Below are 21,379 nucleotides of genomic sequence, written 5' to 3'. Positions count from 1 at the left end.
GCTCAGCTTCCCCCGGTCAAACCCTGTCCGCGCGCCCATTCGGCGATCGTATCGTTGACCACCTCCGGCGCGTCCTGCTGCACCCAGTGCGATACGCCGGGCAGGCGGCGCAGGGTCAGGTTTCGCGCGAAGGCCTCGTTGCCCGAGGCCAGCCCGGGGCCGAGGTAGATGTCGTCCTCGCCCCAGATCAGCAAGGTCGGGCACTCGATCGGAGCGGGCTCGCCGCCATTCTTCCCGTAGCGCAGGATGTTGGCGCGGTAGTAATTGAGCATCGCCGTCGCCGCGCCCGGCGCGGTGACGTTGCGGCGCATGGTTTCGAGCAGTTCGGGCGGGAAGTTCGACGTCTGCTTGGCGAGCCCTTCGGTCAGCTCGCGGCCGCCTCGCCAGGTCAGCATCAGCTCGGGCAGCCACGGCAGCAGGAAGAACGCCATGTACCACGAGCGAACCCGCTGGTCCCAGGTCTTGAGCGCGCGGCGGAAGGCGGTGGGGTGCGGCGCGTTGAGGATCACCAGCCCGTCGAGCGGAACGCCTCGCAGCGCCGCAGCCCAGGCGATCGCGCCGCCCCAGTCGTGGCCGATGAGCACGCGACGCCTGGCTCCCAGAGCTTCGAACAGCGCGGCGGCATCCTCGACCAGGCGCTCGATGCGATAGGCCGCCTTGCCGCGCGGCCGCGAGCTCTCGCCATAGCCGCGCAAGTCCGGCGCCACGGCGCGCCAGCCGAGCGCCGCCAGCGCCGGCAATTGCTCGCGCCAACTCGCCCGGCTCTCGGGAAAGCCGTGCAGCAGCAGCGTGACCGTATCACCCTCGCCGGCGCAATCGGCGGCGAAGGTCAGTCCGTTGGCGGCCAGCGAACGTGTCTCGATTGCCACACCTCGCTCCTTTCGCCCGGCTGTTGAAAGTGGCCGCCGCGGTAAAGCCACATTCATCGATTTATACTATTCTTACCGCACCGGCAGGGATCGCCGGAGGGAATCGTACTGTGGGGGTCGATTTTGGGGTCTAAAAGGTCGCTCCTCGCGCTGGCCGCGGGAGCTCTCGTCCTGTCTCCGGTCCAGCCGATCGGAGCCGCCGCAGCTGTAACCGAGGCGCCGGCCCCGGCGCGTCCGGTCGTGGCGATCATCGACAGCGGGATCGCCCGCACGCCGGAGATCGGAAAGGCTCTGATCGCCGAATACGACATGGCGGTGAAGCCGGGCCGGCCGGCGTTCCAGCCGCGCTACGATCATGGCACGATGGTGGCGACGATCCTCCTGCGCGAGGCCAGTGAGCCGATCGACATCGTCTCCTTTCGCATCGACGATCTCGCCGGCTGCCCGGAAGGCAGCCACCCGCCGTGCCAGCGCGACGTCGGGCCGATCGTCGAGTCGATCCGCAAGGCCACCGAGCTCGGCGTTTCGGTGATCAACATCTCGCTCAATCTCAAGGAAGACCCGCGCGTCGTCGATGCGGTGCACGATGCCGCCAAGCACGGCGTGACCGTGGTGCTCGCCGCCGGCAACGACGGGCTCGACAAGCCAGGCAACCTCGGCCTGGCGCGGGCCGGCTACCCGTACACGGTGCTGGTCGGCGCGCTCGACGCTTATGGGCAGCCTTGGAAGGGCACCAACCGGCCCGAAGCCGTCGAGACCGGCTATCGCTACGTCTGGCAGCTCGGCGTCGAGGTCCCGACCGAACTCGCCGACGGGTCGCAAGTGGTTGCCACCGGCACCTCCTTCGCCGCGCCGATCGAAACCGCGCGGCTGCTGAGGGCGGGCAAGCGCACCTGACGCCCAGATCGATCGCATAAACGAAAGGGCGCGATCCTTGCGGACCGCGCCCTTTTCATGTGGCTCGCATGAAGCCGTGGATTGTCAGACGAGGGCCATGCTGAGCACGGCACCGCTGAGCGACACCGCGATCACGGCCGAAGCGAGACGCGTAAGAATGGTAGTCATTGCATTTTCCCTGTTTGGCAGCCGCTGAGGCCGCCGGACAGGAGAGCAAATGGTGCGCTGCAACAAATTGTGCAAGTGCGAAGAAGTGCGCACCTGTTGCAAGAAGCGCAACGGTCGTCGATATCAGCGTGCGTTCCGCGCATAAGAAAAGGGCGCCCCGGATCGCTCCGGAGCGCCCTTTCTGATCGGCTGGGCCGCGCTTTAGAAGATGCGCGCGGCGGTCTCCGCCGGAGCGTCGAGCAGCTTCTCGAGTTCGGCGTCGAGCCGCAGGATGGTCAGCGAGGCGCCGGCCATCTCAAGGCTGGTGCAGTATTCACCGACGTAGTTGCGGACGACCTGGTAGCCGGCCTTCTCGGCCAGTTCGTGGGCCTTGGCGTAGATCACGTAAAGCTCGGTGATCGGCGTGCCGCCGAGGCCGTTGACCATGATCGCCACCCGGTCGCCCGAGTTGAACGGGATGTCCTGTGCGACCGCTTCGAACAGCTCTGCGGTGATCTCGTCGGCGCTCTTGATCTTCTCGCGCCGGCGGCCCGGCTCGCCGTGGATGCCGACGCCCACTTCCATCTCGTCGTCGCCGATGTCGAAGATCGGCGTGCCCTTGGCCGGCGGGATGCAGCTGGTCAGCGCGACGCCCATCGTGCGGACGTTGTCGTTGACCTTCTTGGCGATCGCCTCGACCTCATCAAGGCTCTGGCCGGCATCGGCGGCGGCACCGCAGCACTTCATGACGAAGAAGTTGCCGGCCACGCCGCGGCGGCCGACGGTGTACAGGCTGTCCTTCACCGCGACGTCGTCGTTGATCCAGAACTGGCGGGCGTTGATGCCTTCGGCGACGGCCATCTCGGTGGCCATGTCCCACGCCATGCGATCGCCCTGGTAGTTGTTGACCAGCACCAGCACGCCGGCGTCCGAGGCGCAGGCCTTGATCGTCTCGTAGCACGAATCGACCGCCGGAGCGGCGAACACCGCGCCCTGGCAGGCGCCGGTGAGCATGCCCGGGCCGACCGCCATCACGTGGGCCGGCTCGTGGCCCGAGCCCGAGCCCTGGACGACCGAGACCTTGGCATTGTCCGGCCCGCTCTTGCGGACGATCATCTGGAATTCGGGAGTGTACGAAAGCAGGTCGGGGTTGGCGAGCGCGATGCCGTGCATGAACTCGGGCACGAACTGTGCGGGATCATTGACGAACTTCTTCATGGGTTGGTCCTCTCCGGTAAGGTGGTGATCAGGCGGTAGCTTTGACGACTTCGGGCGCGGTCGGCGTGCGCTCGACGCCGCAGTCCTTGCACCAATCCTGCAGGATGGTGGCGATGGCGACGATGCCCGGGTCGGGCGTGTTCGCGCTGCGCTCGCCGACCTGGCTGGCGCGGCCGCGGTGCGCGACGAGGTGGCGGGTTTCGTCGACCGCGTTGTCGGCGGCTTCGGCGGCATCCTTGAGCGCGGCGGCCTTGTCGCCGCCGGCGGCCTGCGCGGTGAGCTTCTCGTGCACCGGGATCAGGGCGTCGAGCAGGGTCTTGTCGCCGAGCTGGGCGCCGCCGCGGGCCTGAATGCCCTCGATCGCCGAGCCGAGCATCTGGGCGAGGTCCTGCAGCGCGATCTCGCTTTTGCCGCGGGTCAGCATCGCCGCCTTCATGAAGCCGGTGCCCCAGATCGGGCCCGAACTGCCGCCGACGTGCTTGGAAACGATCATCGAGATCTTGAGCAGCATCGCGCCGATGTCGGTCTTGGGAATCTCGTCCCATTCCTTCTCGATCTGACGGAAACCGGTGGCCAGCGAAGTGCCGAAGTCGCCGTCGCCGGCGAGGCCGTCGAGGTCGGCGAAGTAGTGCTCGTTGCGGAGCACGGTGGCGCATGTCGTCTTGATCGCCCGCTCGATGTCAGCTTGCGAAATCTCGGCCATTCTTCTCTCTCCTCAAGCCGCGAATTCGGCGGCCAGCTCGCCCAGGTCGGCGAGCGTCACGTTGATGTCGGGCGCGTCGCCGAGCTCGGGCACGACCCGGTCGGCTTCGCTGAAATCCTCGTCCACCGTGTAGGTGCTGGTGGTGATCAGGCACGGCAGCCCGGCGCCCTTGGCGGCGAGCAACCCGTTGCGGCTGTCCTCGATCACCACGCACTGCTCGACCGGCAGGCCGAGCGAGACCTTCGCCAGCTCGTAGATCTCGGGGTCGGGCTTCTTGCGCATCACGCAATCGCCGGCGTGGACGAACGCGAACTTGGCCTTCCGCTCGGGACCGAACAGGTCGAGCACGGCGTCGATGAACAGCGGGTTGGAGGTGGTGCACACGCCCAGCGTCACGCCGGCGGCGATAGCCTCGTCGACGATGCGGCTAATGCCCGGGCGCAGCGGCAGCGCGCCTTCGCCGACCAGGCCGGCGGTGATCTCGGTCTTGGCCTTGTGCAGGTCCTTGATCAGCGCGTCCTTCACCTCGTCGGAGCCGGCGGCTTCGGGCCAGCCATACTCGTCGAAATAGGCACGCATGCGCTCCTTGCCGCCGGCGACCTGGAGCAGTTTGCCGTACAGCGGCACGTCCCATTCGGCGTCGATCCCGAATTCCTTGAACGCGCGGTTGAAGCCGACCCGGTGGCCGTCGCGCTCGGTGTCGACCAGCACGCCGTCGCAGTCGAAGATGATCGCTTTGAGCATTCCGCGGCGGCCCTCAGGCAGCCCTGGCAAGGTAAGGCTGGGCGCGATCCTTGCCGCCGAACTTCTCGATGAAACCCGAGAACATCGATTTGCACGCTTGGTACTGGGCGTCGATCAGCCGCAGCGGCTCGAAGTCCTTGGGCTTGGCGGTGTGGTAATCGACGAAGCTCTCGACGAACACGTGCTTGAGGTTGGTCGAGATGTTGACCTTGGCCGCGCCGCGCTCGATCGCCTTGCGGAAGGTTTCGTCGGACAGGCCGGTGCCGCCGTGCAGCGCCATCGGCGTGTGGGTCAGCTCGTTGATCCGCTTGATGCGGTCGAAATCGACCACCGGATCGCCGTGATAGAAGCCGTGCGCGGTGCCTACCGCGCAGGCGAAGGCGCTGAGGTCGAGCGCGTCGCAGAAGCGTTTGGCGTCCTCGGGGTCGGTCAGCACCGAATCGTCCGCGTGGACCACCATGTCGTCTTCGACGCCCATGATCTGGCCGAGCTCGGCTTCCATGCCGACGCCGTACTTCTCGGCGATCTCGCGCACCCGCTTGCTCAACTCGAGGTTCTCCTCGAACGGCAGCTCGGAGGCATCGATCATGATCGAGGTCCAGCCGGCCTTGGCGCAGGCTTCGATCATCGCCAGGTCCTTGCAGTGGTCGAGGTGGAGCACCACCGGCACCGGCGAGTCCTCGGCCACGGTGCGCACCCAGGAAACGATTTCCTTGTGGCTCCAGTACTGGATGGTCTTGGTGCTGGTCTGGCAGATGACCGGCGCATTGAGCTCCTCGGCCGCCTGGACCATCGCCTTGGTGGTGCCGTAGTCGACCAGGTTGAAGGCGGCGACGGCATAGTGGTTGTCCATCGCGTCGCGCAGCAACGGCTTCATGTTGACCAACGGCATTCGAAAGCTCCCTGTCGTTCTTCATCTGCGCCGGCAACGGCGGCGCGAGTCGCCTGTGCCCAGCTTACCCGAGCGGGACCAGCCGAGTCTTGCATTGCGCACCTCGACGGGCGCGCGCCCGAGCATTTCACGCCCGGGCCAACAAGCAGATGCCGCAGCCGCAGGGGCCACGGCATCCACGTGTCGTCAAACGGATCCGCTGGCGGCGGAGAGCCGCTTACTCCCCGGCGCGTTTCTGGGCGGCGATGACCGCTTCGGTCGTCGGGTTGCCGAGCGACAGCGAACGGCCGCCCGGGAAGCTGATTTCGGCGGCGCTGGCACGGGTGTCGCCGTCGCGGGCCTGGAAGGCCTGGACGATGATCTTGGTGCCGGCGGGCAGCGAGTTTCTGTTCCAGCCGCGGCGCAGCAGCGCGCTCGGGGCACCGCCCTCGACGCGCCAGACCTTGCCGTCGCCGGTCTTGATGTGGATCCACGAGTGGGGGTTGACCCACTCGAACTTGACCACCTCGCCTTGCAGCTTGATCGGCTTGTCGCGGTCGAATTCGGCCGCAAACGAATGGTGGGCGAAAGCAGCGCCCGCCATGCCGCCAGCCAGCACGGCGCCGATGGCGGCTTTGTGCCAGGTCTTGATACGCATTGTCTTACTACTCCTTCGTGACTCTGCTCAACTTGGTGCTTGTTGCATCCCTCACTTCTTATCGAGGCCGAGGCGCGCCTTGGCCGCCGCGTCCATCGTGTCGTACAGATCGCCGTAGAGGTGCATCTCGGCGAACGGGACGCATTTGAACTCGAGGATCTGGGCGTTGTCTTCGACGCGCCGGTACAGCGGCATCTTGATCTTCCACGGCTTCGAATAGACGGTCGGATCCTGGATCGTCACTTCGTAGTCCATGTGGTCCTTGCCCTTCGGCGTGAACCGCTCGACCACCGTCGCGTTATTGGTCAGGTAGTTGCCGGCGCGGTCGAGCCAGGTCTCGCCGTTCTGGGCGAGGGTGGTGACCACCAGCGTGTTGCCTTCCCACTTGCCGTAGGAGGTACCCATCCAGGTATCGATCGGCGGAATGCCGACCGGGCCCATCGCGATCACGCGGTTGGCCGAGTCGTACTCGTAAGCCATCAGGATGTCGCCGCCGCCCTGGATGATCTGGAACGGCATGTTGGTGACGTAAGTCGCGCGCGGAATGCCCGGGAGATAGCAGTTCGCCTCGGGGTCCTTCATCGGGCCGGCCTTGGCGTTCGCGTCGCGCACCGCCTTCGCCTCGGCGAGATAGGGAATCGTGCCGCCTTCGACGACGCCGAGGCTCGCCGGGATCGCCGCGATGGCGCCGAGCTCGCGCTCGCTCTGCGGGCCGGGCGAGGTCTGCGCCGAATGCGGCTCGAGACCGAAGTCGGCGCCGCTCAGCGCCTGCCACACGCCGTTGATGTTCGGGTGGCCGCCGATGGTGGCCGGAGCCGCGGTCGACGCCCGTGCCGGAGCTTTCGCGGCGGCCTTGGCCGAAGCCTCCTGCGCGACGAAGCTGGTCCCGGTGACCAGGAGCGCGGCGACCGCCAGTTTACCGAAATTTCCCATCCCAAGATTCCCTCTTTTCTGAACCGGACATTGTCTATCAGCGAACGGCATAGGCGACAATCGTGCCGCCTGCATTGATCGCTACGTATTGCTTGCCGCTGCGACCGCGATAGCTGATCGGGTTGGCATTGGCGCTGTTGCTCAGCTGCGCCTCCCACAGCTCGCGGCCGGTATCGGCATCGAACGCGCGGAAGCGCTTGTCATTGGTTGCGCCGACGAAGACCAGCCCGCCGGCGGTGACGGTCGGCCCGGCGTTGCCCGAGTTGCCGGTGAGCTGCTTGCCCTTCGGCAGAGCCTCGTTGAGCCCGAGCGGAACCGCCCACTTGACCTTGCCGGTGTTGGCATCGACCGCGGTCAGCGTGCTCCACGGCGGCTTGTAGCACGGCGCGGTCGGGCCGTCGGGGCGGCCGGTCTTCTCGTCGTACTTGCCCGAGATCGGAGCGGAGAAAGAGAAGAACGGACCCTTCCCGTCGACGCTCGCCCGGTCATAGGGCTGGTTGGTGTCGTTGGCGTCGAAGCTGTAGCTCTTCGTCGTGTTCTTGCGCTCGACCCAGCCGACCAGCGACGTGTTCTGCACGTTGGCGAAGACCACGCCGGTATTGGGGTTCACCGCCATGCCGCCCCAGTTGACCCCGCCGGTGCCGCCGGGGAGCTGGATCGTCGACTTCGGCGGTGCGCCGTCGCGGTGGAAGAAGAACGGCGTGAACAGGCCGTAATTGAGGTAGCCGCCGGCCTTGTCCCACATCGCGCGGCACGCGGCCGCGTGTTCGGGCGTGGTGTCTTCGGCGGTGACCATGTCGTCATAGGTGAACGAGGTGCGCGCCAGCGGCGGGGTGACCCGCGGGACCGGCTGGGTCGGACTGTAGTATTCGCCCGGAACATCGCCCTTCGGCACGGCCACTTCATCGATCGGCAGCGCCGGCTTGCCGGTAACCCGGTCGAGTTCGTAGAACAGGCCGGTCTTCGGCACCTGGGCGATCACCGGCTCGCTCTTGCCGTTGCGCCTGGCGTTGAACAGCAGGCCGCCGTTGGGCATGTCCGTGTCCCACAAGTCGTGGTGGGTGGTCTGGAAGTGCCACAAGTACTTGCCCGTCAGCGCGTCGACCGCGACGATCGAGTTCCCGAACAGCCCGGACCCGGGACGGTCGCCGCCCCAATAGTTCGCCGCCGGCCCGCTTATCGGCAGGTAGACGATGCCGCGCTGCGCATCGAGCGGCGCGGAGGCGGCCCACATGTTGGCGCCCGAGCGGTTCTTCCAGCCGTCGTTGCCCCAGGTGTCGCCGCCGAGCTGGCCCGGGTGCGGCACGGTCTGGAATTCCCACACCTTCTGCCCGGTGCGCACGTCGTAGGCGCGCGGGTTGCCGGGAACCCCTTGCGGGTTCTCGAGCGTCGCCGCGCCGATGATCGCGACGTTCTTGTAGATCGTCGGGGTGCCGCCATAGGCGGGGTCGATGTCGACCCTGCCGCCATTGCCGAAGCCGGTCGCGAGCTTGCCCGTCGCGGCGTCGATGGCGAGGATCTGCTTGCCGGCCACGACCAGCAGGCGCGGGCCGAGCGTCCCGTCTCCCGGCCAGTAGCCGAGTCCGCGGCCGGACATCCCGCCGCCGCCACCGCTGCCGGGGCCCTGATCGGCCTTCTTCGGCTCCTCGTAGACCCACAGCTCGGTGCCGGTGTCGGCATCGAGCGCGACGACCCGGTTGGCGACCGGGAAATACATCGTCCCGCCGACCACCAGGGGCGCCGCGGTGTTGAAGCCCTTCATCGCGTACGACCACTTCGGCGCCAGCTGGGCGACGTTCGCGCGGTTGATTTCGTCCAGCGGGGAATAGCGAGTCGCGGCTAGATCGCGGTTGATCGTCAGCCAGTCTCCGGCCGGGACCGCGTCCTGCGCGAGAACCGCCACGGGCGCGGCGAAAGTCATGAGTGCCGCAAGTCCCAAGCGTCCCGCGCTGCGCATTCCGTTCCCCTCTTCCAGACAGTGCGCAGCTTCCAGCCGCGTTCGATTGACTTTGTCCTGTTTAGGCAGGATCGGCGGCTTTGACAACGGTTTGTCGCCTGCAGTAGCCATATTGCGATTGGGAGAAGCTCATGACCCGCCACATCGCCCGGTTCGCCGTCGTCGTTTCGGTCCTGTCGCTCGCCGCCGCCATGCCCGCAGCGGCTCAAAAGGCTCCCCAGCCGAGCACCTACAAGGCCCCGCGCACCGAATGGGGCGATCCCGATCTGCGCGGCATGTGGCCGCTCGAGGTCGGCAACACGCGAATGCAGCGCGATCCGAAATACGGCAACCAGGCCTGGCTCACCGACGCGGAATACGCCGCCGCGCTCAAGGCCGCGCAAACGCGGGGCCAGGGCGCCGACCAGGAAGACCAGTCGAACAAACTCGGCGCCGGTCATTGGTTCGAGTACGGCACCGTACTCAAGCAGACATCGCTGATCATGGAGCCGGCGAACGGCCGCATCCCGCCGCTGACGCCGCGCGGCCAGACGATGGCCAAGGCCTCCCACTCGAGCTGGGACAACGACCTGTTCTCGAGCGTCAAGGACTTCAACTCGCTCGATCGCTGCATCACCCGCGGGATGCCGGCCTCGATGATTCCGTTCCCCTACAACAACGGGGTGCAGATCTTTCAGGCGCCGGGCTATGTCGTGCTCAACCTCGAGCTGATTCACGAAACGCGGATAATCCCGCTCGACCGGCGGCCGGCAATGCCCGGCACGATGAAGGCCTGGCTCGGCGATTCGCGCGGTCACTGGGAAGGCCAGACGCTGGTGGTCGAAACGACCAACTTCAACGGCGAATCGCCGATGGTCATCGTCGGTCCGAGCAACGAGCCGGTGCCGACCAGCCCGGCGCTGCACGTGACCGAACGCTTCACCCCGACCGGGCCGAACACGATCCAGTACGAGGCGCATGTGGAGGATCCGGTAGTGCTGACCGGACCCTTCACGATCTCCTATCCGTGGACCCGCAACGATAATTACAAGAGTTTCGAATACGCCTGCCACGAAGGAAACACGCTGATCACCGCCTATATCAAGGCGACCAATCCGGCATTCGCCGCGCAGCGTGCCGCGGCGGTTGCGGCGCGCGAAGCTGCGGAGCGGAAAAACTAGGCAAAAGCCCTGTTCGTGGGGGAGCTACCCCCCGACAAAGCGAAATCCGCGCATTCTCAATCCGGACATTGTCAATTTTGGACTTGGCGGGGGCGCTTTCCGCCGCTAGCGCGTTTCGCCACTGAGGAGAGCGTCGCCAAGGCTGTAACTGGCGGCGTTACGGTAATTAACTCGGCAAGGCTGCCGCTTTTGGTCACGGTCCCCGAACGACCGGACGAGGTCGGCAAGGGACAGGGGAAGAGAGTATCTGATGGGCGACTTGTTATACCACTTCACCGAATGGCTGCGCACGACGCCGCTCGTCGAGCTGACGTTGTGGCTCTCCGACACATCGGTGAGCCTGTGGCTGCAGACCCACTTCTGGGCGATCCCGATCCTGCAGTGCATCCACATCCTGTCGATCGCCTCGGCGTTCGGCTCGATCCTGATGGTCAGCCTGCGGCTTTTCAGCCTCGCCGGCACCGAGCGCACGATGGCCGAGACCGAGCGCCGCTACATCCGCTGGATCTGGTGGTCGCTGGTAATGCTTGTCGTCAGCGGGTCGCTGCTGGTCATCTCGGAGCCGATCCGCGACCTCATCAACCCGGTGTTCTGGGTCAAGATGGTGGGCGTGGTGCTCGCGATCCTCGCCAGCCTGTGGTTCCACGGCCGGGTCATGCGGCGGCTCGCCGCGGGCGGCCAGGCCGGTCCGGTGATCAAGACCGGGGCCGTGCTCATCATCATCCTGTGGTGCCTCATCATGCTGGGCGGTCGCTGGATCGCCTACGCGCCGGTTTGAGAGGGAATTTCGATGTATCCTACACCAACCAATATCTGGGAGCGGATCGAGTTCTCGAGCCTCGGCACGACGATCGCCGAATCGACCTGGATGTTCCCGACTCTCGAGACGCTGCACGTCATCGCGCTGGTTTCCGTGCTCGGGACGATCTTCGTCGTCGACCTGCGGATGCTCGGCTGGACCTCGAACAAGTTCGCCGTCACCGCCGTTGCCAAGGATACGCTGCCGTGGACCTGGGGTGCGTTCGTGCTGGCGGCGATCACGGGTGGCCTGCTGTTCATCAGCAAGGCCTCGAGCTACGTCGGCAATCCCTACTTCCTCTGGAAGATGGGCATGATGGCGCTCGCCGGGCTCAACATGATGTACTTCCACTTCATGACCTGGCGCACGGTCGAGCACTGGGATCGCGATGCGTCGATGCCGGTGGCGGTCAAGGTCGCCGCGGCGCTGTCGATCGTGTTCTGGCTCGCGGTGGTGTTCTTCGGCCGCGCGATCGGCTTCACGCTCGGCATCTTCGGCAGCTGAGTCCGAAGCACTTCGACAAGGAAAAGGCCGCCCCTCGAGGCGGCCTTTTTCTTTCACCCCGTCAGCTTCCCGTGATTTCGACCAGAACGGCGATCGCCAAAACCAGGATCACCGCCAAGCCAAGCAGGATCAACTGAACCCTGAGGGGCAGAAAGTCTGTGGGGTCGATCATTTCCGGTCAGGCAGCGCGAAGACGTAGACCGACGAGCTGTTGACGCTCGGCATCTGCGTCTCGGGGATCACGTCGGGAATGCCTGACGACAGCGGATTGCCGGCGCCGGTAACCATCGCGACGTACTGCTTGCCGTCGACCGAGTAGGTGATCGCCGAGGCGTTGGGCACGCCGGTGACGCCGCTGCTCCACAGCTCCTTGCCGGTCCTCTGGTCGTAGGCGACGAAGTGGCGGTCCATCCAGCCGGTGAACAACAAGCCGCCGGCGGTGGTCAGCACGCCCATGTCGGGCGTCTGCCGGCGGCGCGTTTCCCACAAGACCTTGCCGCTGCGCATGTCGATCGCCTGGAGCACGCCGTAGTTGCTGTCGCCGTCGGGCTGCGGGGCATAGACCGCGTTGACGCCGGTGCTGAGGAACCCCGGACCGGTGGCCGGCGTCAGGTCCGTGCAAACGTCGCGGGCGGCGACGAACAGGGTCTGCGTCGACTGCAGGTACGAGGTCGGGTTCCAGTTGCGGCCGCCGCCGCCGTGCGGGCACATGTAGACCGGGCCCTTGTCGCGTCCGGGGGTCTTCTCCGGTTTGACGTGCTTGTCGCCCGTCACCGGGTCGATCCGGTCGATGTAGTCCTGCAACCCCATGTCGACCGTCTTGAGGTACTTGCCGGTCTTCGCGTCGAGCGCATCGAACAGCCCGCTCTTGCCGCCGGTGATCACGACCCGCTGGGGCTTGCCGCCGACATCGAGCGTGCCGATGACCCGGTCGAACACCCAGTCGAGATCGAACTGGTCGTTGCGATTGTGCTGGTAGAACCACACGAGCTTGCCGGTCCGCGGCTCGAAGGCCAGCGTGCTTTCGGTGAACAGCGCGTCGTTGTTCATCCCCGGCTTGAGGTCGCGCAGCGGGCCGGTGTCGTAGGTGTTGCCGACGCCCCACAGCGCGAGGTGGTTGACCGGATCGTAGCTGCCCGAGGTCCAAACCGAGCCCCCCTTGCGGGTGTCGCCAGGCTGGCCGTTCCAGGTGTCGCCGCCGACCTGTCCGGGTTTGGCGGCCGTCTCGAACTGCCACAGCTTTGCGCCCGTATCGGCATCGACCGCGACGATCAGGCCGCCGCCAGCGGTGTTATTCGCAAACCCCTGCATGATGACGCCGTCGGCGGCGAGCGGACCGCCGGGGATGCGCATGCCGGGGCGATCGGTCAGCACGACATCCCACACGGGACGGCCCGTTCTGGCGTCGAGCGCGACCATGTGATTGTCCGAGGTCGCGGTGTAGAGCTTGTCGCCATAGAGCGCGATCGTCTTGCGCGAATTGAGCTGCGCGCCTTGCGGCAGCTTGCGCTGGTAACGCCACAGCTGACGGCCGCTGGCGGCGTCGAAAGCGAAGACGTTGTCGCCGAAGCCGAACACGTAGAGCACGCCGTTGCGCACCAGCGGCTCGTTCATGTTGATCCCCGGCGGCAGCGCTTGCGCCCAGGCGATCGTGAGGTTGCCGACGTTGGAGGTGTCGATCTGCTTGAGCGGCGAGTAGCCGAGGCCGAGGTGGCTGCGCCGCCAGGCGGGCCAGTCCTCGGGCGCGGGATTGTCGAGCTCGGCTTCGGTCACCGACTTGAAGTTCGCGAAACGGTCGGGAATCTTCGGCCCCGGCGGCAGCGGGTAGAGCCGCGTCGAAAGGCCGCCGACTCCGCTCTCTCCGCGTGCTCCGGCTGGGGCGGCGGGCAGTGCGATGCCGTCCATCTCGCCGGCCTTGATCCCCCGTCCGGCGGCACCGCCGTTCTCCTTGAGAATCAGCGCCGCGATGGAAGCATAAGTGTCTTCCGGCAGGGTCCCGGCGTTCCCCGGCGGCATCGAGGTGTGGATATAGTCGTAAAGGGTGCCGAGAGGCGCGCCGCCCCAGTGGCCGAGGAACTCGGGCCCCTTCAGCGCAGGCGCGAACTGCCCGGCCACCAGCTTCTCGCCGTGGCAGGAAGCGCAGTTCTGGACGTAGGCCGCGCGCCCGATCTCGACTTGCGCGTCGAAGCCGCCGGCGCCCTGCGCCAGTGCCGCGCCGCCGAGCCCGACCAGGCCCGCGACGGAAAGGAGGAGCGGCCAGCGCCGCCCCTTGTCAGACAGCGCCATACCTTCTCCTCCCCTCTAAATTCAGCTTACTTCCACTTGGCGATCCCGAGCGGCTTGGCCACGTCGCGATCGTAAAGCGCGTCGTACAGCGCAACCTGCTCTGGCGTCATCGTATCACCCACGTGGGGATCGACGTCGAGCAGCATCGCCTGGTTTCGGGCCATCCTGGTCACCTGCGGCCAATTGGGCAGCCCCTTGCCGTTGGGATTGCCGGTCTTGGCGAAGTTGGTCCAGTAGCTCGAGACCTGGTCGGCGAGCTTGATGTCGGGCGCGCTCTTGCTGACCACCGCCGGGTCGCTGTTGTCCGGCACCTCGCGCGGCTTGTCGAGGTTGTTGAACACGTAGGCGAGCTCCGACGCGTGGCTCGCCCCGCCGTTCGTCTTGCCCGGCGCCGAGGCCGGGGTGCGGACGAACTGGTAGAGGTAGGCCGGCTGGCCGACCTTGGCCTGGTCGGTCGCGTAGAGATGCATGAACCAGGCGATGCCGTCGGTGAACGGGCGCGAGGAGGCCGCTTTCGCCTCGGCATCCGTCGCCGCCGGGTAGGCCTTGAGGCCGAGATCGGCGAGGTCCTTCCAGCGCTGCGCCGCACCGGCCTTCCACGCCTCCGCGGTCACGTTGGCGCCGCCCGGAGGGCCGAAGCTGCCACCTTCGTTGCCGTTCGAGCCGAGCAGCACGGCAACCTTGTTCTGCCGCCCTTGCGCGAAAGTGATGCTCTCGTCCTCGGGCACGATCCAACCGTCGACGATGATGCCTTGCGCGCGACCGAGCTTGGCCACCTGGTCGGCCGGCAGCGCCTGCAGCTCGGCGAGGCTGTGCACGCCGAGCTTGTCGAGCGCCTCGGTGCTGCGCTTTTCCATCTCCTCGCGCGTCGCCATCTTGGCGGCGGTGAGGCCGGCCCAGGCGCCGCTCTCCGAGATCGCCTTCTGGAACAGGCCCTTCGCGACGGGCGACCCGACCAGCGCGGCGGTGATGCACGCGCCGGCAGACTGGCCGAAGATCGTCACGTTGTTGGGGTCACCGCCGAACGCGGCGATGTTGGCCTTGACCCACTTGAGCGCGGCGATCGAATCCGACAGCGCCTGGTTGCCCGAGGCGTGATGCGGCGAAGAGGCGGTCAGCTCGGGCGTCGAGAGGAAGCCGAACGGGCCGACGCGGTAATTCATCGAAACGATGATCACGCCCTTGGTGGCGAGATTGGCGCCGTTGGCGAACGGCATCGAGCCGCCGCCTTCGGCGTAGGCGCCGCCGTAGAACCACACCATTACCGGCAGCTTGGCGCCGGCCTTCCTGGCCGGGGTCCACACGTTGAGGTTGAGGCAGTCCTCGCTCGCCTTGGGCGAATCCGGCATGTCGAGCGCCTGGTTGACGCCGATCGGCCGGGTCTTGCCCGAAGGCTGGATGCAGGTGTCGCCCCACTTGCTCGCGTCGCGCACGCCGGTCCACGCCTTGGGCGGCGCAGCGGGCTGGAAGCGCAGTTCGCCGACCGGTGCCGCGGCGAAGGGTATGCCCCTGAACACCGTCACGCCCGGCGCTTCGCCGGTAGTGCCCTGGACCATGCCCTGCTGGGTCCTGACCGGCTGCAGCATGGCGGCGGTGCCGGCGCCGAGCGCCGGGCTGCCGCCGAGGGCAGTGGCGCCGGCTGCGAGAGCCAGCGCCGCCGCAGTTGCCCGCAAGCGAGGTGCGTTCATCCTCAGCCCCCGACCGCTTCGGAGGCGGGTTTCGCGGCCGCGACCGGCTCGGCGCCCACCCGATCCGGGTCGCCGATCTCGCTGGTCTTGAGCCCGCGCTGGGCGCGAGAGGAGTTGATGTAGTTGCGGACCTGCACGTCGCCTTCGAAGCAGGCGTACTCGTAGAAGCCGTAATCCTCGTTGCGGGTCCACGGCAGACGGGCGGTGAACGGCGCGGTGAAGACCTTCGGATCCGAGTAGGTCATCTCGTACATGATCGAGTTCGGGCCGGTCATCGTCAGCCGCTCGACCACTTTGGCCTGGTCGCTGGTCGGGATGGTGTTGTTCGGCGGCACGCCCATGGTCGCCATGTTGAGCGGCGAGGGGCCGCGGTCGTAACCGTTGCCGATCACGCTATCGCCGGTCTTCAGGTTGGTCGTTTCGATGACCAGTGTGTTGTCGTCTTCCCAATAGCCGAGCGACTGGCCCATCCAGGTGCGCACGTTGGCCGGCCAGCGCTTCTTCTGCAGCGCCGCCCACTGGGCCTTCGGCACCACCGGGATGACCCGCGAATCGTGGATCATCTCGAGGTCGATCACGACGTAGCCGGGGGACTGCTTGACACGGATGCCGTTGTTGTAGCGGAACGGCAGCATCGAGGCCGGGAAGCCGCGGGTGACGCAGCGGTCCCAGGTATCGAAGTCGCTGACCCAGTCATAGGGATGCTGGTTCCAGCTCGAGCGGCCGTTCTTGTACAACTCCTGCGCCCACGGCGTCATTGCCGGCAGCTTGCCGTTGGCCGGATCGACGAGCAGCGCGGTCTGGCCGCCGGAGGCGTCGGATTCGACCCAGTGGCCCATGCCGATCTTGCCCTGCTTGTCTTCTTCCTCGTAGCGCTTGAGCGAGCCCTGGCGCTCCTTCTCCCGCGCGTCGAGCTCCTCCTGGGTCAGGTAGAAGCGGTTGCCGTAGCGATCGTTGCGCTGGAAGAAGATGCTGGCGATGTTGTCGATCGGCCAGGTGCCGGTGAAGTCGGGCTCGCCCCACTGGGTCTTCTTCGGGTGATAGTCCTGCGGGACCGGCAGGAGTTTGGTCGGATCGGCAACCGCCTTGGCCGCCGGGGCCGCGGCGGCAGGAGCCTTGTCCTGCGCCATCAGCGCGGTGCCGATGCCGGCGCTGGCGAGAAGCACCGAGGCCGCCGCCAGGCGAAGAGTGGTCTTACGGAACGTCATTGGGAGCTCTCCCTCTTTTGCGCGCGCCCGGCGCGCGATGCTGAGATGTAGTTGCGGATCTGCACGTCGCCTTCCGTGCAAGCGTACTCGAAAATGCCGTACTTGTCGTCGCGCTGCCAATCGAGCCGCGCCGACCACGGGGCGGTGAAAACGACCGGGTCGGTCCAGGTCATCTCGTAAGCGATCGAATTGGGCCCGGTCATGGTGAAGCGCTCGACCATCCTGGCGTCGGTGCTGACCGGGGTGTCGTTCTCCGGCGGCGAGCCGGTGGTGCCGATGTTGGTGGCGGAGGGGCCGGGATGGAAGTTGGTCGTCTCGACCACCAGCGTCTGGCCGTTCTCCCAGTGGCCGCGGCTCTCGCCGAGCCACTGGTGGATCTGCCGCGGGATCGCCTTCCTGCCGTCGGTCGGGATCAGCCGGGTCTCGTGAATCATCTCGAGCTGAATCGCGACGAGGCCGGGCGACTGGAAGATGCGAATCCCGTTGTTGTACATGAACGGAAACATCGAGGCGGGCAGGCCGCGGGTCACGCAGCGATCCCAGCTGTCGAAGTCGCTCGTCCAGTCGAAGTCCTGGTTGCGCCGCCAGGTCGAGTGCATCGCGTCCGAGAGCTTCTTGCCTTCGGCCGTGTAGGCGGGGAGGCGTCCGTCGGCGGGGCTGGTGATCCAGCTGGTGCGGCGGTTGGCCGGGCCGACCTCGGCCCAGTGGCCGATGCCGAGCTTGTTCTGGCTCGATTCGTCGTTGTAGCGGTTCTCGAGCTTGGTCACCATTTCGTTGCGCTCGGCGAACTCGGCCTCGGTGAGCAGCTGACGGTTGCCGAACTTGGGATCGCGCTGCAGCGGGGTGCGGCCGTTGAGGCTGTCGATCGGCCAGCCGCCGGTAAAGTCAGGTTCGCCCCAGGCTGTCGTCTTCGGCTTGAAGCCGTTCTGCGCCGGCGGCAGCTTGGTCAGGTCCTGCTCGGCCGAGGCGGCGGCCGGCAACACCAGCGCGGCCGCGAGGCCGGCGAGCCAGAGCGATTTGCAGAAGGTCATTTCTGGGCTTGCTCCTTGGCCCGCTGCGCGCGCGACGAGCTGATGTAGCCGCGGATCTGTACGTCGCCTTCCCAGCAGGCATATTCGAAGAACTGGTAGTCGCTCTTGCGCCGCCAATCGAGGCGCGCGGTCCACGGGCGCGTGAAGATCGTCGGATCGTTCCAGGTCACCTCGTAGACGATCGTGTCGGGCCCGGTCATCGTGAAGCGCTCGGTCATCTTCGCCTCGGTGCTCACCGGCGTATCGTTGGCCGGGGGCGAGCCCCAGGTCCCCACGTTGGTTGCCGAGGGGCCCGGCTTGAAGTTGGTCGTTTCGACCACCAGCGTGTTGCCGTTCTCCCAGTGGCCGCGGCTTTCGCCGAGCCAGTTCTGCACCCGGTTCGAAATGCCCGGGCGGCCGTCGGTCGGGATGATCCGCGTTTCATGGACCATCTCGAGCTGGATCGCGACCAGCCCGGGGGCCTGCCACAGGCGGATGCCGTTGTTGTAGTTGATGGTGAACATCGAGGCCGGAAGGCCGCGGGTGATGCAGCGGTCCCAGCTGTCGAAGTCGGTCGTCCAGTCGAACTCCTGGTTCGGGCGATAGCTCGAGCGCATCAGCTTCGAACGCCGCTCGCCCTCGGCGGTCTTGGCGGGCAGGCGGCCATTCGCCGGATCGATCAGGAACGAGGTCCGGCGATTGGCCGCGCCGGCCTCCATCCAGGCGCCCATCCCCAGCTTGTTGTCCTTCGCCTCCTGGTCGTAGCGCCCGGCTGCCGCGTCGATCTGCTTCTGCCGCGCGGCGTATTCCTCGTCGGTCAGGTAGTAGCGGTTGCCCTGCGCTTCGGTGCGCTGGAACGGCGTCATGTTGAGGTGGTCGATCGGCCATAGCCCCGACAGGTCGGGCTCGCCCCAGGCGGTGAGCTTGGGCTTGTAGGTCTTCGGCACCGCGGGGATTGCCGTCAGGTCCTTTGGCGCGTCCTGCGCAAGCGCCGCGGCGCCGCCCGCGAAGACGCAGGCGGCCCCCAGCAGCAGGGCAAGGGCGCCCTTGGGGATCATTTCGAAGGCAGCGCGAACGCGACGTAGCGGTTGGCGCCGGGCTTCGGCTGGCCCAGCTTGGGCGGGAACAGCCCATCGCCCCCGACCGGGAAGACGATATATTCCTTGCCGCCCGCTTCGTAGACGGCGGGCGCGCCCTCGCTTGCGGCGTCGAGCTGGTTTTCCCACAGGACCTTGCCGGTCGACGCGTCGCGCGCGCGGACCTTGCGGTCGGACGAGGTGCCGACGAACACCAGGCCGCCGGCGGTCGCCACCGGGCTGCCGCGCGGCGCGGTGCTGCCGGTGTCGTGAATGCCCTTTTCGGCCAGCGTCATCACTTCGCCGTTGGGCAGCGACCAGATCTTCTTGCCGGTGTCCATGTCGTACGCGGTGATCAGCGACCACGGCGGGTTGATCGCCGGCAATCCGTTGGTCTGCAGCATGAAGTCGACGTTCGACTTGTAGGGTTTCACGTCGCCGCCGCCGTTGGGCATCGCCGCCTGCGATTCCGGCCGCTCGTCAAGGGTGAGCTTGTCGTTCACCGGCAGCTGCTTCGAGACCACGAAGTAACGATGCTTCACCGGATCGACGGCCGAAGTGCCCCAGTTGGCGCCGCCGTTGTGGCCGGGCAGCGAAATCGTGCCCTGGATGCTCGGCGGCGTGAACAGGCCCTCGTTGCGCACGGTCTTGAGGAGCGCGTGCAGCTTGGCCTTGTCCTCGTCCGAGATATACGGGTTGATCATGTCCTCGGTGAACACACCCTGCCGCGCGAACGGTTCGGGCCAGGTCGGTATCGGCTGCGTCGGCCAGGCCTTTTCGCCGGGCACGTCGGACTTGGGCACCGGGGTTTCCTTGATCGGCCACACCGGTTTGCCGGTGCGCCGGTCGAACACGAAGATGTAGCCGAACTTGGTCGCCTGGATGACGACGGGGATGTCCTTGCCGTCCTTGTGGATCGTCATCAGCTTGGGCGACTGCGGAATGTCGAAGTCCCACAGGTCGTGGTGGATCACCTGGTAATGCCAGATGCGCTTGCCGGTCTCGGCGTCGAGGGCGAGCAGCGAATTGGCGAACAGGTTCTGCCCCTCGCGGTTGCCGCCGTAGAAATCGTAGCGTGCGGTCCCGGTCGGGATGTAGGCGATCCCGGTATTGGTATCGATCGTGAATTCCGACCAGTTGTGGACCCCGCCGAACTTCTCGTGATCCTTGGCCGGCCAGGTGTCGTAGCCGAACTCGCCCTTTTCGGGCACCGTATGGAACACCCATTTCAGCTTGCCGGTGAGCACGTCGTAGGCGTGAATGTCCGCCGGCGCCGAAGCGAAATCGTAGGCCGCCGCCGGCAGCGAGATGATGATCGTGTTCTTGTAGATCCGCCCCGGGTTGCTGGTCATCAGCGGGCGCGCGGGCATCTTGTCGGCCTCGAGGCCGGTGCGGATGTCGACCTGGCCGCCCGTGCCGAAGCTGGTGATCACCTCGCCGTTGGCGGCGTTGACCGCGGTCAGCATGCCGTCCTTGAGGAAGTAGAGCCGCTGGTCCTTGCCGTCGGCGCTCTGCCAATGGTTCATGCCGCGGTCGCCGATGCGGCCGCCGTAATCCTTGTCCCACTTCTTCGCGCCGGTCACCGGATCGAGCGCGACGAGGCGGGCGCCGGCGATCAGGTAGAGCGTGTCGCCGATCAGAATCGGGTTGAAGTGCGGCGCGGGCCCGGGGCCGGTCTCGAAAGTCCAGGCAACCTGGAGGTCCTTCACGTTGCCGGTGTTGACCTGGTCGAGCGAGGAATACTGCGACGAATCGGCGCCGCCGGCGTAGGCGTCCCAGCCCTTGTAGTCGAAGCTGGTCGCCGTCGACGCCGACTTGGCCGCGGCCGGAGCGGCGATCCCTGCGGTTGCCAGCACGGCGGCGAGCGGCGCCGCGAGCCACGCAGCACGAGCCGCGCGGACGCGGCGATCCATCGATTTTGCCTGAAGTTCTGCTTTCACACCCATTCTCCCGTGCCGGAAGCCTAGCCGAGAATTGCCCGCGGCAACAAGGGTGGAAAACGCGATAAGTTGACAATATCCGAAAAAATGGGCGCCGGGGAGCGCGCTGTATGCCCCTCCCCAGCGTGACATTGTCCGCCGAGCCGGCCTTACTGCCCCGAATCCGCCTTGGCCGCCTGCTCTTGCGGCAGATAGGCCTGGTGACAGGCGGAGCACGCCTCCGAAAGCCTGGCGCCGGTTTCGAACATCGCCTCGCCGTCGCGCGCGATGGTCGCCGTCTCCGCCTGCTTGCCGGCGCGCACCAGATTCTGGGCGAACTCGATCCAGTCGGGGCCGCGGTCTTTCGAATAGATCGGCGTCAGGAGCAGGTTTCCGGTTTCGGCGACCGTAGCTGCCGCGCTTTGCGCGGCGGTCCAGCCCTCGGGAGTGGTGGGGGTGAGATCGCGCGTGCCCCCGGAATCGCTGACCGTCCCTGCCGAGTGCCAGAAGACCTGCGCATCGGGTTCCATCACCGTGGCCATCAGCTGCTGCAGGGAGTGCGCCTTGACGTAGGGCGTCGCGCCGCTGGCTGGCTGATCGTCGCCGGGTTCGGCACGCCCGCAACCGGCAAGCAGCGACGCCAGCGCGAACAACGTCAAACCGCGACGTACCATGCCTCTCCCGCCGATCGTCCTGCTGTTTCCTGAAGCGGCTATTCAACTGACCTTCAGG

General features: G+C 66.6%; 19 protein-coding genes. 4 read left to right on the top strand and 15 right to left on the bottom strand.

Translation table 11 applies throughout. The features are described from left to right. Positions 1 to 2 precede the first annotated feature (2 nt). Entirely contained in the window at positions 3 to 869 is an 867-nt protein-coding gene (locus G7B69_RS11670; protein WP_166179415.1) for an alpha/beta fold hydrolase, read from the bottom strand. A 240-nt stretch (positions 870 to 1,109) separates the two neighbouring features. Here G7B69_RS11670 and G7B69_RS11665 point away from each other — a divergent pair, with 240 nt between their 5' ends. Further along, positions 1,110 to 1,766 carry a S8/S53 family peptidase gene (locus G7B69_RS11665; RefSeq protein WP_166179413.1) on the top strand — a complete coding sequence of 219 codons (657 nt, stop codon included), beginning with the start codon at positions 1,110 to 1,112 and terminating at the stop codon, positions 1,764 to 1,766. Between the two features lie 369 nt (positions 1,767 to 2,135). Here G7B69_RS11665 and dhaK read toward each other — a convergent pair whose 3' ends face one another. The 7 genes from dhaK to G7B69_RS11630 all read right to left on the bottom strand — a co-directional run bounded on the left by dhaK (position 2,136) and on the right by G7B69_RS11630 (position 8,961). Next, positions 2,136 to 3,131, bottom strand: coding sequence for a dihydroxyacetone kinase subunit DhaK (dhaK, locus tag G7B69_RS11660; protein ID WP_166179411.1), 996 nt, complete (start codon positions 3,129 to 3,131; stop codon positions 2,136 to 2,138). 28 nt (positions 3,132 to 3,159) lie between these two features. Then, on the bottom strand, positions 3,160 to 3,834 hold the full coding sequence (gene dhaL / locus G7B69_RS11655) for a dihydroxyacetone kinase subunit DhaL (protein ID WP_166179409.1): 675 nt from the start codon (positions 3,832 to 3,834) through the stop codon (positions 3,160 to 3,162). A gap of 12 nt (positions 3,835 to 3,846) precedes the next feature. Beyond that, entirely contained in the window at positions 3,847 to 4,578 is a 732-nt protein-coding gene (locus G7B69_RS11650; RefSeq protein ID WP_166179407.1) for an HAD-IA family hydrolase, read from the bottom strand. A 13-nt stretch (positions 4,579 to 4,591) separates the two neighbouring features. Continuing rightward, positions 4,592 to 5,470: a class II fructose-bisphosphate aldolase gene (locus G7B69_RS11645; RefSeq protein WP_166179404.1), complete on the bottom strand. Its 879-nt coding sequence runs from the start codon at positions 5,468 to 5,470 to the stop codon at positions 4,592 to 4,594. A 217-nt stretch (positions 5,471 to 5,687) separates the two neighbouring features. Continuing rightward, positions 5,688 to 6,107, bottom strand: a complete 420-nt coding sequence (locus G7B69_RS11640) for a DUF6152 family protein (protein ID WP_166179402.1) — start codon at positions 6,105 to 6,107, stop codon at positions 5,688 to 5,690. A gap of 51 nt (positions 6,108 to 6,158) precedes the next feature. After that, positions 6,159 to 7,040: a hypothetical protein gene (locus G7B69_RS11635; protein WP_166179400.1), complete on the bottom strand. Its 882-nt coding sequence runs from the start codon at positions 7,038 to 7,040 to the stop codon at positions 6,159 to 6,161. 37 nt (positions 7,041 to 7,077) lie between these two features. Next, positions 7,078 to 8,961, bottom strand: coding sequence for an outer membrane protein assembly factor BamB family protein (locus tag G7B69_RS11630; protein ID WP_166179398.1), 1,884 nt, complete (start codon positions 8,959 to 8,961; stop codon positions 7,078 to 7,080). A gap of 167 nt (positions 8,962 to 9,128) precedes the next feature. Between G7B69_RS11630 and G7B69_RS11625 the strand changes: the two genes are divergently transcribed. From G7B69_RS11625 to G7B69_RS11615, 3 genes are all read left to right on the top strand, one after another. Further along, a complete protein-coding gene (locus G7B69_RS11625) occupies positions 9,129 to 10,157 on the top strand; it encodes a hypothetical protein (protein WP_166179396.1) in 1,029 nt (342 codons plus the stop codon). A 250-nt stretch (positions 10,158 to 10,407) separates the two neighbouring features. After that, positions 10,408 to 10,935 carry a DUF6644 family protein gene (locus G7B69_RS11620; RefSeq protein WP_166179394.1) on the top strand — a complete coding sequence of 176 codons (528 nt, stop codon included), beginning with the start codon at positions 10,408 to 10,410 and terminating at the stop codon, positions 10,933 to 10,935. Between the two features lie 12 nt (positions 10,936 to 10,947). Further along, on the top strand, positions 10,948 to 11,460 hold the full coding sequence (locus tag G7B69_RS11615; protein ID WP_166179392.1) for a DUF6644 family protein: 513 nt from the start codon (positions 10,948 to 10,950) through the stop codon (positions 11,458 to 11,460). Between the two features lie 168 nt (positions 11,461 to 11,628). Here the strand turns inward: G7B69_RS11615 and G7B69_RS11610 are convergent, their stop codons facing one another. From G7B69_RS11610 to G7B69_RS11580, 7 genes are all read right to left on the bottom strand, one after another. Beyond that, positions 11,629 to 13,746 carry an outer membrane protein assembly factor BamB family protein gene (locus G7B69_RS11610; RefSeq protein ID WP_166179390.1) on the bottom strand — a complete coding sequence of 706 codons (2,118 nt, stop codon included), beginning with the start codon at positions 13,744 to 13,746 and terminating at the stop codon, positions 11,629 to 11,631. A 26-nt stretch (positions 13,747 to 13,772) separates the two neighbouring features. Beyond that, positions 13,773 to 15,434, bottom strand: coding sequence for a carboxylesterase/lipase family protein (locus G7B69_RS11605; RefSeq protein ID WP_166179388.1), 1,662 nt, complete (start codon positions 15,432 to 15,434; stop codon positions 13,773 to 13,775). 2 nt (positions 15,435 to 15,436) lie between these two features. Continuing rightward, entirely contained in the window at positions 15,437 to 16,642 is a 1,206-nt protein-coding gene (locus G7B69_RS11600) for a hypothetical protein (RefSeq protein ID WP_166179386.1), read from the bottom strand. Then, entirely contained in the window at positions 16,639 to 17,673 is a 1,035-nt protein-coding gene (locus G7B69_RS11595) for a hypothetical protein (RefSeq protein WP_166179384.1), read from the bottom strand. The genes G7B69_RS11600 and G7B69_RS11595 overlap by 4 nt, the downstream gene beginning before the upstream one ends. Further along, on the bottom strand, positions 17,670 to 18,710 hold the full coding sequence (locus tag G7B69_RS11590; RefSeq protein ID WP_166179382.1) for a hypothetical protein: 1,041 nt from the start codon (positions 18,708 to 18,710) through the stop codon (positions 17,670 to 17,672). The genes G7B69_RS11595 and G7B69_RS11590 overlap by 4 nt, the downstream gene beginning before the upstream one ends. Further along, the gene (locus G7B69_RS11585; RefSeq protein ID WP_166179380.1) at positions 18,707 to 20,641 is read right to left on the bottom strand and encodes an outer membrane protein assembly factor BamB family protein; all 1,935 of its coding nucleotides are present in this window, start codon (positions 20,639 to 20,641) and stop codon (positions 18,707 to 18,709) included. The genes G7B69_RS11590 and G7B69_RS11585 overlap by 4 nt, the downstream gene beginning before the upstream one ends. 176 nt (positions 20,642 to 20,817) lie before the next feature. Then, positions 20,818 to 21,321 (bottom strand): hypothetical protein, encoded by a 504-nt coding sequence (locus G7B69_RS11580; RefSeq protein WP_166179378.1) that lies wholly within the window; start codon positions 21,319 to 21,321, stop codon positions 20,818 to 20,820. Positions 21,322 to 21,379: the final 58 nt, after the last annotated feature.

The sequence above is a fragment of the Croceibacterium segetis genome (genome assembly GCF_011320115.1).
Lineage (GTDB): Bacteria > Pseudomonadota > Alphaproteobacteria > Sphingomonadales > Sphingomonadaceae > Croceibacterium_B > Croceibacterium_B segetis.
This window is presented reverse-complemented; position numbering and strand designations above follow the sequence as displayed.